We start from the raw sequence: 12,946 nt of genomic DNA on the forward strand, positions 1-12,946 counted from the left end.
TTTATATCAAACAGTTATTGACGACAGTGTTGCCACAAAGAGTATGAGCGATATTTGGAGAGTTGCTAGTCAACAGGACTCCACGAAGCCGCGGAGTCCTGCAGGATGGGAGTGTTTACGCAATTCGACAGGCGTCGGCTTCCCAGCGATACCCTACGCCATAGACCGCGCGGATAAACGACTGCTCCGCATCCAGCGATTCCAGCTTGCGTCGCAGGTTCTTAATATGGCTGTCGATGGTTCGGTCGGTAACGACACGGTAATCGTCATAGAGATGATTGAGCAACTGTTCACGGGAGAACACTTTTCCCGGTTCATGCGACAACGTTTTGAGTAAGCGAAATTCAGCAGGCGTTAAGTCGAGCATTTTCCCACGCCAGGACGCCTGAAAACGACCTTCATCGACGATCAACGGGCTGTCAGCATCCATCTGTTGCAGTTCGCGCTGCGGCTTGCAACGGCGCAGAATCGTCTTCACGCGAGCAACAACTTCACGCGGGCTGTAGGGTTTGCAAATATAATCATCCGCACCGATCTCCAGCCCCAGCAGGCGATCAATTTCTTCTATCTTGGCGGTTACCATCATGATGGGGACTTCAGAGAATCGGCGGATTTCCCGGCACAGAGTCAGGCCGTCGGTACCAGGCAGCATCAGATCCAACAAGATCAGGTCGGGCGGCGTCTGACGCACGTAAGGAAGAACCAGATCGCCGTGGCTGATGAGCGTAGGAGCGTAGCTTGCCGCACGCAGATAGTCGATAAGCAGTTGCCCCAGCTTGGGCTCGTCTTCCACGATCAGAATACGCGGCGTGTTTTCATCAATGGGTAACTCAGTCATACATCTCTCTGTAAATCGCGTTCCAGCGGTAATGTTACTGTAATGCTAACCCCGCCAAAAGGCGAATGGGCGGCGCGAATCAGACCATTATGCGCCTGTACGATATTGACGCAAATTGCCAGCCCCAGCCCGGAACCACCGCTGGCACGGTTACGCGAGCCTTCGGTGCGATAAAAGCGTTCAAACAGCTTCTGTAACTGGTCGTCACTTACGCCGGGAGCGGAATCAGCGAAGGTTAATAAAACCATACGCTCGCGTTGTTCGGCGCTGATGTGCAGCCCGCCGCCGCTGTCGGTGTAGCGCAGACTGTTTTCCAGCAGATTGTTGAACAACTGCATCAGACGATCCCTGTCGCCAAATACCGTCATGCTGTCCGGGAGTGAAAGTTGTATCGTCAGTCCACGGCTGGCAAAGCGTTCACGAAATGCGCCACTTGCCACTTCCAACAGCGGGATGAGATCCAGCGATGTTTTCTGGTAGGCCAGCGCGCCTTCATCAGACATGGAGAGCTGATGCAGATCGTCCACCAGCTTGGTGAGCGTACCCACTTCAGCCTGCAAAGAGGCAACGGAGTCAGGGGTGAACTGGCGTACGCCATCCTGAATGGCCTCCAGTTCACCGCGCAACACCGCTAACGGCGTACGCAGTTCGTGAGAAATATCGGCCATAAAGTCACGACGCATCTGCTGGTTTTTTTCCAGCGTACTGGCAAGCTGGTTGAAGTCCTGCGCCAGCTTGCCCAGCTCATCCGTACTGGTCGGCGCAACGCGAGTGGTGAAATCGCCAGCCGCCAGTTTGTGCGTGCCTTCTACCAACCGCTTGACCGGGGCCAGCAGGCTGCGCGCCAGCGTAAACGTTGCCAGCGCCGCCAGGATCGTGGAGAGCGCGACGATGAGCCAACTGGAACGCCTTTGCTGCATGTCGAAATTGATATCCGTATTGCGCGTTAAGCGTTCCACGGGAGAGGCAATCACGGCACCGACTTCGCTACCGTTGACGCGGATCGGATGGCGCATACCGTCACGGGGAACCGGAGCACGCGGACCGACCAGCACGCGGGCATTTTGGTCGACAACCCAAAACTGCGTACGCCAGCCGTGCGGCGGCATGCCGGGGCCGGGTTTATCATCGTCGTTGTCGTGTTCAAAAGAGCGCAGGATCTGAAAAACAAACCGATCGTTATTGCGTAAGAATCGCCAGTTGCCGTGCTGTTCATACTGCTCGCTTAATGCGTCGCTGAGCATTTGCAGCCGCTGTTCGTTACCGTGCTTGATATAGTCAATAAAACCGCGTTCGAAGCTTATGCGTACGGCCCAGTGCATGCTGATCAGCAATACGATGCAGGTGGCGAAAATCGCCAGAAACAGTTTGCCGGTGATACCGGGCCGCCAGAACTTCATCAGGTGCTCCTCTTGCGCCGTGAAATCACCGCGTTGGTTTGCGTGTCGTTCGGCACGCGGGCAAAAATAATGGCGGGCAGCGCGATAATGAATGCGATGCACAGCCAGGTATACATAAAGACGGTATGCGTACTTCCGCTGTCGATGACGCTATGCTGCTGACCGAACATACCTAGCAGCAGTCCCGCGATGGTCACCCCGATACTCATCGACAGCTGCATGATCATTGACAGCAGGCTGTTACCACTGCTGGCGAGATCGTCAGGCAGGTCTTTTAACGTCAGGGTGTTCATGGATGAAAAGCGCGTTGAGTTGACCATTCCCTGTAAGAACAGTACGAAGGGCAGGGCGTAATACCAGCCGAGCAACGCGGTGGTCATCAGCAGCAGACTGACCAGCGACAGGCCAAGCGTTGTAGCGACCAGTACGCGACGGTAGCCAAAGCGGTTAACGACCTGCACCACAATGCGCTTCATGCCCATACTGCCGAGCACCATCGGGATCATCATCAGCCCGGCATGAAAGGGGGAAAAACCGAGGCCTATTTGTAAAAACACCGGCGTCATAAACGGCAGCATACCGCTACCGATGCGTCCGGCAAAACTGCCGAAAAGACCCAGCGAGAAGCTCGGTGTGCGAAACAGATTCAGGCTGAACAGCGCGCGTGGATTACGATGGGCGTGTTTCAGATACAGCGCAATAGCCAGCACTCCGCAGATAACCAACGCTGCCAGCGAGAGACTGGAGATGCCGGTTCCTTTACTGCCATCAAGTGCCAGCGTCAGTACCGCCATGCCGACTGCCAGCATCGCAAATCCGGAGAGATCGAAGCGTCGGGTTTGCATGGTGTAGTTGGGCATCAGCATTAACGTCGCTATCGCGCCGACAATACCAACCGGAATGTTAATCAAAAATATCCAGTGCCAGGAGGCGTACTCAACCAGAATACCGCCTAATGCCGGTCCCAGTAGCGGGCCAATCTGACCGGGCAATGTGACAAACGTCATCGCCGCCATATATTGCTCACGCGGGACGATTTTCATCACCGTTAGCCTGCCGACCGGCACCATCATCGCACCGCCAATGCCTTGTAAGACGCGCGCTATCACCAGCTCGTTGAGTGTGCTAGACCCGGCGCAAAACAGCGAGCCAAGCGTAAACAGGATGATGGCGGTGAAGAAGATATTACGCACGCCAACTTTGTCCGCCAGCCATCCGCTGGCGGGCAGCATCACGGCAACGGTTAAAACATATGACACAATGACCATATGCATGTGTAACGGGCTTTCCCCGAGGCTTGCCGCCATCGAGGGAAGCGCAGTATTCACGATGGTGGTATCCAGCGACTGCATAAAAAAGCCGAATGCCACAATCCAAAGCTGCCAGCGGGTGCTGTCGGGAAGTTCTGTCATAACTCTGCTACCGGTTTGCTGTTTTTACGCGAAAAACGCAGACGCAGACGGTCGAAAAAGAGATAGACCACGGGCGTGGTGTACAGCGTCAGGAGTTGACTCACGACCAGCCCGCCGACAATGGTTATCCCCAAAGGTTGACGTAGTTCGGAGCCATCCCCGGCGGATAACACCAGCGGCAGCGCGCCAAACAACGCCGCCAGCGTGGTCATCATGATTGGGCGAAAGCGCAGCAGGCAGGCCTGGAAAATGGCTTCTTCCGGCTGCAGCTTGCCGTTTCTCTGCGCTTCCAGCGCAAAATCGACCATCATGATGGCATTTTTCTTCACAATGCCAATTAATAGCATTATCCCTATCAGGGCGATTAGGCTGAACGGGGCATTGAACAGCTCAAGCGCCAGCAAAGCCCCGACGCCAGCTGAAGGTAGCGTGGAGAGAATGGTCAGGGGATGAACATAGCTTTCATACAGCATACCCAGAACGATGTAGACCGTGGCAATGGCGGCGATAATCAGGATCACCTGTGAGTTCATGGTGTCCTGAAATACCTGTGCCGTGCCGGCAAAGCTACCGCGAACCGTGGAGGGGACGCCGAGCTGGGTCATGGTTCTGTTGATAGCCTCTGTCGCCTCAGACAGTGAAGAACCTGTTGGCAGGTTAAACGACACGGTTGAGGCAGCGGACAAGCCCTGATGGTTTACCGACAGCGGGGCATTCGCCGGTTGCCATTTGGCAAAGTACGATAGCGGGATTGCCTTACCGTCATTGTTGATGACGAACATTTTATCCAGCGCACTGATATCCTGGGTGTAACGTCGATCGACCTCCATCACCACTTTGTACTGGTTCATCGGTTGATAAATAGTTGAAATTTGCCGTTGTCCAAACGCGTTGTTCAACAGGCTGTTAGCGGCTGCAACGTCGATCCCCAGACGAGACATGGTGTCGCGATCGTAGACCAGGTTCATTTCCGCGCCATTGTCCTGCTGATCTGAGTTGACATCCGCCAGTTGGGGCAGGGCGGCAAGCGCCTTACGGATCTTCGGCTCCCACTCGCGCAGTGCCGCCAGATCGTCGGAAAGCAATGTGTATTGATAGCTGGCATTGGCCTGGCGGCCGCCGACGCGAATATCCTGCACCGCCATCAGAAACAGATTCGCGCCAGGCTCTTTTGCAAGCGCGACGCGCAGGCGGTCGATCACCTGCTGAGCGGTTTCACCGCGCTCATCGCGTGGCTTGAGGGTGATAAACATCATCCCGCTGTTAACCCGGGAACCGCCGGTAAATCCGGTGACGTTATTCACCGCCGGGTCGTCGCGGATGATCTTCATAAAGTCCTGCAGTTTGCCGCGCATCGCCTGGAAAGAGATGCTCTGGTCGGCCTGAATCCCCCCCATCAACACGCCCGTATCCTGCTCCGGGAAGAAGGTTTTGGGGATGGAAATATAAAGCCAGATATTCAGCGCAATGGTGCCAAGTAACACCACGCCCACCAGTCGCGTATGGCGCAGCACCCACTTAAGCGAAGTGCCGTAACTCTGTTGCAGTGCCACCAGCACACGACCAAAACCTCGTTTACGAGACTGTTCACGCGGGGCGCTGGATTTGAGCATCCAGCCACACATCATTGGCGTTAATGTCAGCGACACCAGCAGCGAGATACCGATAGCAACTGACAGCGTGACGGCAAATTCGCGCAGCAAGCGCCCAGGCAATCCGCCCATTAACAGCAGCGGGAGGAACACCGCTACCAGCGACAGGCTCATTGAGAGCACCGTGAATCCCACTTCGCGCGTACCTTGTAGCGCCGCCTGCAGTGGCTTCATTCCCGCTTCCAGGTGGCGGGCAATATTTTCCAGCACCACGATCGCGTCATCAACGACAAATCCCGTGGCAATGGTCAACGCCATTAATGACAGGTTGTTCAGGCTGAATCCGCACAGATACATGGCGGCAAAGGTACCGATCAGCGAGACCGGAACCGCTACCGCAGGGATCAGGGTCGCGCGCCCGGAGCGCAGGAAAACAAAGACCACCAGAATAACCAGCGCAACGGAGATAATCAGCGTCTGTTCGACTTCCTCCAGCGAGGCGCGAATGGTCGGTGAACGGTCCTGGGCAATTTGCAGATCGATGGCGGCCGGGACCAGCGTTTGTAACTCCGGTAATTTGGCCCGAATGCTGTCTACCGTCTGAATAATATTGGCTTCTGGCAGCTTGCGGATCATCAGCAGGATAGCCGGTTTAGCGTTGGTCATCCCCGCGTTACGTACGTCCTGCACCGAGTCGCTCACAGACGCAACATCGCCCAGCCGCACCGCAGCGCCGTTATTGTAGTGGATGATAATCGGCTGGTACTCGGCGGCGGTTTTCAGCTCATCGTTGGTTTGTACCTGCCAGCGGTGGGTATCATTCTCGATGGCTCCCTGCGGCTTACGCACATTGGCGTTAGCAATCGCGCTACGCACGTCGTCCAGCGACACGCCCTGATTAAACAGCGCTTGCGGGTTAAGCCCTACGCGCACGGCAGGCAGAGAGCTGCCCCCAACGTCGACGTCACCCACGCCGTCGATTTGCGCGATGGTCTGTGCTAATTGGGTTGATGCGAAATCGTACAGCTCACCCTGCGAGTAAGTGTCCGACGTGAGCGTCAGGATCATGATTGGCGCATCGGAAGGGTTGGCTTTGCGGTACGTGGGGCGGCTTGGCATGCCGCTGGGTAGCAGGCTTTGCGCTGCGTTAATCGCGGCCTGAACATCCCGCGCCGCGCCATTGATGTCACGGTCGAATTTGAATTCAAGAATAATGCGCGTACTGCCAAGGGAACTGCTCGAGGTCATTTCGTTCACGCCCGCGATGCGCCCCAGTGAGCGCTCCAGCGGGGTGGCTACCGAAGACGCCATCGTTTCAGGGGAAGCGCCGGGTAATGATGCGCTGACCATGATCACCGGGAAATCCACCTGCGGCAGCGGAGCTACCGGCAGCAGACGAAAGCCCAGTATCCCGCACAGGGTGATGGCCACCGAAATGAGAATGGTCGCCACCGGACGATGAATGAAAAGCGCGAAAAATTTCATCTACGCTTCCTCTTCCTGGCGCGGGAAGCGGCTTTTCACGTACAGCGACAGACGGTCAAACAGCAGATAAATCACCGGGGTGGTAAACAGGGTTAATACCTGGCTTACCAGCAGACCACCGACCATACCAATTCCTAATGGACGACGTAATTCGGCCCCCACGCCGGTACTTAACATCAGCGGCAACGCGCCGAGCAGTGCCGCCAACGTAGTCATCAGAATCGGGCGAAAACGCAGCAGACAGGCCTGGAAAATAGCGTCGCGTGGGGTCATGCCCTGTTCGCGCTCCGCGGCAAGGGCGAAGTCGATCATCATGATGGCGTTTTTCTTGACGATACCGATGAGCAAAATAATGCCGATAATCGCGATGACGTCCAGTTCACTGCCGGCAATCATTAACGCCAGGAGGGCGCCGACGCCCGCCGTGGGTAGCGTGGAGAGAATGGTAATCGGGTGAATAAAGCTCTCATACAGCACGCCGAGGACGATATACATCGCGACAACCGCAGCCACAATCAACCAGATGGTATTACCCAGTGCGGCCTGGAAAGCGAGCGTACTGCCCTGGAACTGGGTGGTAATATTTGCTGGCAGATTGAGCGTTTTTTCGGCATCCAGAATTGCCTGCACCGCATCGCCCAGCGAATGACCGTCCGGTACGTTGAACGAGATGGTGGTGACCGGGAACTGATCGAGGTGGTTAATCGACAGCGGAGCGAAACGCTGTTCAATGCTGGCGATTGCGCTAAGCGGAACCACGCCGCCGTCGCTGCTGGTCAGACGGATAGTGTCCAGTGCAGCAAGCCCCGGCGTACTGTTGGTGTCATGTTCCAATACGACGCGATACTGGTTGGCCTGGGTGTAGATGGTTGAAATCAGTCGCTGGCCGAAGGCGTTGTACAGGGCGTTATCGACATCCGCCATGCTGATGCCTAAACGGCTGGCGCTATCGCGATTGACGTTCACATACGCCACCAGCCCTTTGTCCTGCCAGTCGCTACTGACATCGGACAGTTGCGGTAGCTGGTGTAGTTTTTCTAACAGCTGTGGAACCCAGGTGCTGAGGGCATCAAGGGACGTTGCTTGCAGCGTAAACTGATATTGCGTCCGGCTGACCTGGGTATCAATCGTCAGGTCCTGGGTGGGCTGAAGATAGAGATCAACGCCGGGTACTCTGTCAACCGCGTCCTGTAGGCGTGCGATCACTTTCTGCACGCGATCGTCGCGATCGTCCAGCGGCTTAAGGTTGATTTGCAGACGCGCGCTGTTCAATGCCGGATTAGTACCATCCACGCCGACAAAAGCGGTCAGGCTCTCTACCGCCGGATCTTGAAGGATGACATCGGAAACCTGGCGCTGGCGCTGGGCCATGCTGGCAAATGAACTGGACTGCGGCGCCTGCAGCGTACCCTGGATGATGCCGTTGTCCTGGATCGGGAAGAATCCTTTGGGGATAAAGACCCATAACATAACGCTCAGTGCCAGCGTGCCGAGCGCCACGCCCAGCGTGAGCCACGGATGGTTCAGCACTTTTGCCAGCCAGTGACCGTACCCGGCAATGACGCGATCGAACATACGCTCCGAGGCACGGGAAAAGCGGTTTTGCTTGCGCAACGAGGCCTGATTAAGCATGCGCGCGCACATCATCGGCGTGAGGGTGAGCGAGACGACGGCGGAAATCAGAATTGCCACGGCCAGCGTAACGGCAAACTCGCGGAATAATCGGCCAACGATATCACCCATAAACAACAGCGGGATCAGCACGGCGATTAGCGAAAATGTCAGAGAGATGATGGTAAAACCAATCTCACCAGCCCCCTTCAGGGCGGCAGTCAGCGGTTTTTCGCCTTTTTCGATATAGCGTGAAATATTCTCGATAACCACGATAGCGTCATCCACTACGAATCCTGTCGCGATGGTTAGCGCCATTAGGGTCAGGTTATTGATGGAGAAATCAAGAAATACCATCACCGCGAAGGTGCCGATGAGCGACAGCGGAACGGCGACCGCAGGAATAATCGTCGCCGGAATATTGCGCAGGAACAGGTAGATGATCATCACCACCAGCGCAATCGCCAGCATTAGCTCAAACTGGGTGTCTGCAACGGACGCACGAATATTGGTCGTACGATCCGAAAGCACGCTGACCTTAACTGATTTGGGCAGGCTTTCGGTGAGCTGCGGCAGCATTTGACGGATACTGTCTGCCGTGGAGATGATGTTCGCCCCAGGCTGGCGCTGAACATTCATTACAATGGCTTGTTGCTTATTGGCCCATGCGCCCAGCCAACTATTTTCTGCCCCTTGTTCGACGGTGGCGACATCGCCCAGACGAACCGGCGCACCGTTTTTATAGGCCACGATGAGCTGGCGATATTCGTCTGCGGACTGCATCTGGTCGTTGGCGGAAAGGGTGACAGCACGCGTTGGGCCATCAAGACTCCCTTTTGCCGAATTGACGTTAGCCCCGGTAATGGCTGTACGGATGGTTTCGCTGGTCAGACCGAGTGCGGCAATAGCCTGTGCGTTAAGCTTCACGCGGACCGCCGGTCGTTGCCCGCCGGAAAGTGTTACCAGACCGACACCGGAAACCTGAGAGATTTTCTGCGCGACGCGGGTTTCGACCATATCTTCCACCTGCGTCATCGGCATGGCGCTGGACGTGACCGCCAGCGTCATGATCGGTGGATCTGCCGGGTTTACCTTGCTGTAGACTGGCGGATTGGGCAGATCGCCCGGTAATAAATTGGTGGCGGCGTTAATCGCCGCCTGAACTTCCTGCTCGGCAACATCCAGCGGGAGTGTCAGTTGAAACTGCAACGTGACGACCGATGCGCCGCCGGAACTTTGCGAGGACATCTGTTTTAAGCCGGACATCTGTCCGAACTGACGCTCAAGCGGCGCGGTTACCGCCGAGGTCATGACGTCCGGGCTGGCGCCAGGGTACAGCGTAACGACCTGAATCGTGGGGTAATCGACTTCCGGTAAGGCAGCGATCGGCAGGAAACGATAACCGATAATACCGGCAAGCAAAATCGCGACCATCAGCAGCGTGGTGGCGACAGGTCGCAGAATAAACAGGCGTGATGGCCCGCCTGTGTTGTGCGGAGGTAACACCTGCATCAGGAGTTAGCTCCTTTTTTGCCGTATCCGCGGGGCGCAGTTTTCTGGTCCTGAGCTGAGGCGTCATGCGCCTCTACAACTTCTACTTTTGCGCCTTCCGTCAGGCGGTCAATACCGTCGGTTACGACCCGATCACCTGCGGACAACCCGGCGGCGATCACTACTTTTTGGCTATCCTGAATACCTGGTTTAACCAGATGTTTGCTCACTTTATTCTCGCTGTTCAGCACCCAGACAAAATGGCCCTCATTGCCCATCTGCAGGGCGGCCGTTGGGATCACCACGGCGTTTTGTTCCGTGTCGACCAGCATGCGGGCGTTAACGAACTGGTTAGGGAATAAAGCATCATCCTGATTGTCAAAACGGGCTTTAACTTTGATGGTTCCGGTCGTGGCATCAATCTGATTGTCGAGACTGAGCAGGACGCCTTCGCTCAGTTTTTGCGAATTGGTTCGGTCCCAGGCTTCGACCTTTAACGGAGTCCCCGATTTTTGCGCCCGCAACACGGTGGCAATGTCGTTTTCAGGCAAGGTGAATATCAGGTCGATAGGATGGGTTTGCGTAATGACGACGATTCCGGTGGTATCGCCGCTGGAAATTTGGTTACCGACGTCGACCTGCTTCAGACCGACACGCCCCTCTACAGGCGCGGTTATCCGGCTCCAGTCAAGCTGCAATTGGGCGCTGGCGACGCTGGCTTCATCGGCTTTGATTGTCCCTAATGTTTCATTTACCAGCGCCTGCTGGGCATCCAGCTCCTGGCGGGAGACCAGATTAGTTTTCACCAGCTGTTGATAGCGGGCAAGATCGCGACGGGCATTTGCCAGCGTGGCTTTATCTTTGGCCAGTTGGCCCTGCGCCTGAGCCAGAGCAACTTTGAACTGGCTGGGATCTATCTCTGCCAGCAGGTCGCCGGCTTTTACCTGCTGTCCTTCCTCGAAGTGTAAGGCAATGAGCTGACCATCCACCCGGCTACGTACCGTGGCGGTATTTGCGGCAGTAATGGTACCCAGTCCTGTCAGGTAACGCGGAACGGCTTCCATGGCGGCGGTGGCAGCCTGAACGGGAGCCAACGGCCCGGAGCGCATTCCACGCCGTCCCGAACCTGGCGTGTGCTGCGCTGGTTTGGTCGCGCCCGGTGCGTTTTCCTGGGCGTCGTTACGGCTTTGCCAGAACCAGATGGCGGCGACGGTGGCCACAACGATCGCGATTGCTATCACCCAGCGGGATTTTTTACTGCCTTTCATTGTTATAAGTTTCTCATCCTGAAACGATTCGCGGAATGATACTAGTTTAGCCAGCGAACAAGGGAGAAAAATGGAGGAATTATGAAACACTGTCGGGATTCGTCTGAATGCCGATGCGGCTTTGCGAAGCGTTACGCAACAATCGGTGGTGAAGATAGCGAATACGTGATTGTGCGTAAGAGTGCTGACAAGGCAAAAAGGAGGAAAGCCAGAGATTTCAGCGGGACGCTGGAACGGAAAAGCCCCTCCCGAGGAAGGGGCCAAAATAGGGAAAGGGTTATGATGAAGCAGGTCATCATCCTGGTGATACTCTTAGTGATTAGCTTACCGGCTTACTAAGACACCAGGGGGAGGAGAAGCTCTCCCTAACCCTCACTCCTGTAAATAAGCCACAGCAATGGTGATGTCAATACGCGTACTTTTCAGCATGCGAGCCGCTTAGCGGAAAACAACGTCAGCCCAGCGGGCCAGTCCGGCAGTAACGGAACCGAAATCATCGCCCCCCGCGATCGGAATCCCGGGAAGTTGCTGGGCGAGGGCTTTTTTAATCAGCGGCGAACGCGCGCTACCGCCGGTCAGGTAAATCACGTCCGGTTTTTCCTGCGCGTTTTCCAGCGCCAGTTGAACCTGCTCCAGAATGCGCGCCAGGGGCTGATTGAGCGCAGCTTCCAGCCCGTGTTGACTGATATCGGTTGCCAGCGTGTTGCTGATAAACGGTATCGCCGCCGTCACAATGGTCTGATCGGAAAGCGCGATTTTGCTCTCTTCTGCGCTGCGCACCAGGCGATAGCTCAGACGCTCGCGCCAGACTTTAAGCAGTAGGGCGACTTTATCGGCTTCTTTCGCGTCGCGGACAAGATCGTTGAGCAAGCGACCGTTGGCGCTACTGTAGAAGTCACTTTGCGCGGGAACATCGTTGATCGCGACCGCGTTCCACCAGGGCAGAATAGGTAAGGCGATCCCTTTTTCCGTTTCTCCCCCCATACCGAGCAGCGGCATCAGATGTTTAAACGCCAGCGCAATATCCAGATCGTTCCCGCCAACGCGGCAGCCGCTGTGCCCCAGCAGGCTGTTTTCGCGATCGGCGCGCTGATGCCATTGCGGCCCCATCAGCAGCAGTGAACAGTCGGTTGTACCCCCGCCAATATCCACCACCAGCACGCGTTTTTCTTCCTGCAGCGTGGCTTCGTAATCCAGACCCGCCGCTACCGGCTCGTACTGGAAGACGACATCCTGAAAACCGGCGCGTTTGGCCGCACGTTCAAGAATACCCTGCGCCTGGGCGTTGGCATCATCGCCCCCTAACCCCTGGAAGTTGATGGGACGACCAATAACGGCCTGGGTGATGGCTTCCGGCAACTGATTTTGTGCCTGGTTGCGTATGTGCAGCATCATCGCGCAGACCAGATCTTCAAACAGCGCAACCTGCTGCGGCTTCAGACCGCTGGCACCCAAAAATGATTTTGGCGATTTAACGAAGTACACCTCTTCCGGGTCTTCAATATATTGACCCAGCGATGCCAGACCGAACTGCACGCTGTTGGCGTTAACGTCGATGTCTTCTTCGCGGTTATAGCGCATCGCGCGGCGAAGCAGCGCCTGCGTTTCGTCGTCCGTGGTTGGGATGTCGTGATGGCGATACAGCCACTCGCTGACCGCTTCGCGCGTTGGCGCGCACAGCATTGAAGGCAGAAGCGTGCTGTTATTTTCCATTTTGAGCAGGTGAGGCTGCCCGTCACGCATAACGGCCACTGAACAGTTTGCCGTACCGTAGTCAAAACCAATAAACACCGTAAAAATCCCCATGCCAGTGAAGAAGGGGCGTGACTTTAACGAAATGTTGACGCTC

At 56.0% G+C, this 12,946-nt stretch carries 8 protein-coding genes; 1 reads left to right on the forward strand and 7 read right to left on the reverse strand.

Annotation, left to right across the window (positions count from 1 at the left end):
* Nucleotides 1–115 precede the first annotated feature (115 nt).
* From baeR to GFC06_RS12820, 6 genes are read right to left on the reverse strand one after another with little or no spacing between them, the layout of a single operon-like run.
* On the reverse strand, nucleotides 116–838 hold the full coding sequence (baeR, locus tag GFC06_RS12795; RefSeq protein ID WP_019077149.1) for an envelope stress response regulator BaeR: 723 nt from the start codon (nucleotides 836–838) through the stop codon (nucleotides 116–118).
* Nucleotides 835–2,238, reverse strand: a complete 1,404-nt coding sequence (gene baeS, locus GFC06_RS12800; protein ID WP_016153606.1) for an envelope stress sensor histidine kinase BaeS — start codon at nucleotides 2,236–2,238, stop codon at nucleotides 835–837. Before baeS ends, baeR begins: the two co-directional genes overlap by 4 nt.
* Nucleotides 2,238–3,650: an MFS transporter gene (mdtD, locus tag GFC06_RS12805; RefSeq protein ID WP_153690215.1), complete on the reverse strand. Its 1,413-nt coding sequence runs from the start codon at nucleotides 3,648–3,650 to the stop codon at nucleotides 2,238–2,240. The genes baeS and mdtD overlap by 1 nt, the downstream gene beginning before the upstream one ends.
* Nucleotides 3,647–6,727, reverse strand: a complete 3,081-nt coding sequence (gene mdtC / locus GFC06_RS12810) for a multidrug efflux RND transporter permease subunit MdtC (protein WP_016153604.1) — start codon at nucleotides 6,725–6,727, stop codon at nucleotides 3,647–3,649. Before mdtC ends, mdtD begins: the two co-directional genes overlap by 4 nt.
* Entirely contained in the window at nucleotides 6,728–9,850 is a 3,123-nt protein-coding gene (locus tag GFC06_RS12815; protein WP_016153603.1) for an MdtB/MuxB family multidrug efflux RND transporter permease subunit, read from the reverse strand. It lies immediately after the preceding gene.
* The gene (locus GFC06_RS12820; RefSeq protein WP_049281957.1) at nucleotides 9,850–11,097 is read right to left on the reverse strand and encodes an MdtA/MuxA family multidrug efflux RND transporter periplasmic adaptor subunit; all 1,248 of its coding nucleotides are present in this window, start codon (nucleotides 11,095–11,097) and stop codon (nucleotides 9,850–9,852) included. Before GFC06_RS12820 ends, GFC06_RS12815 begins: the two co-directional genes overlap by 1 nt.
* A 279-nt stretch (nucleotides 11,098–11,376) precedes the next feature.
* Between GFC06_RS12820 and GFC06_RS23245 the strand changes: the two genes are divergently transcribed.
* Nucleotides 11,377–11,436 (forward strand): type I toxin-antitoxin system Ibs family toxin, encoded by a 60-nt coding sequence (locus GFC06_RS23245; RefSeq protein ID WP_109017525.1) that lies wholly within the window; start codon nucleotides 11,377–11,379, stop codon nucleotides 11,434–11,436.
* Between the two features lie 99 nt (nucleotides 11,437–11,535).
* Here the strand turns inward: GFC06_RS23245 and yegD are convergent, their stop codons facing one another.
* Nucleotides 11,536–12,888, reverse strand: coding sequence for a molecular chaperone (gene yegD, locus GFC06_RS12830; RefSeq protein WP_016156931.1), 1,353 nt, complete (start codon nucleotides 12,886–12,888; stop codon nucleotides 11,536–11,538).
* Between the last annotated feature and the right edge of the window lie 58 nt (nucleotides 12,889–12,946).

It is taken from the genome of Citrobacter braakii, assembly GCF_009648935.1.
Taxonomy (GTDB): Bacteria; Pseudomonadota; Gammaproteobacteria; order Enterobacterales; family Enterobacteriaceae; genus Citrobacter; species Citrobacter braakii.

Excerpts from the sequence above, each read along its gene's own strand:
- baeR (WP_019077149.1), bottom strand. The coding sequence starts at position 838 with ATGACTGAGTTACCCATTGATGAAAACACGCCGCGTATTCTGATCGTG.
- baeS (WP_016153606.1), bottom strand. The coding sequence starts at position 2,238 with ATGAAGTTCTGGCGGCCCGGTATCACCGGCAAACTGTTTCTGGCGATT.
- mdtD (WP_153690215.1), bottom strand. The coding sequence starts at position 3,650 with ATGACAGAACTTCCCGACAGCACCCGCTGGCAGCTTTGGATTGTGGCA.
- mdtC (WP_016153604.1), bottom strand. The coding sequence starts at position 6,727 with ATGAAATTTTTCGCGCTTTTCATTCATCGTCCGGTGGCGACCATTCTC.
- GFC06_RS12815 (WP_016153603.1), bottom strand. The coding sequence starts at position 9,850 with ATGCAGGTGTTACCTCCGCACAACACAGGCGGGCCATCACGCCTGTTT.
- GFC06_RS12820 (WP_049281957.1), bottom strand. The coding sequence starts at position 11,097 with ATGAAAGGCAGTAAAAAATCCCGCTGGGTGATAGCAATCGCGATCGTT.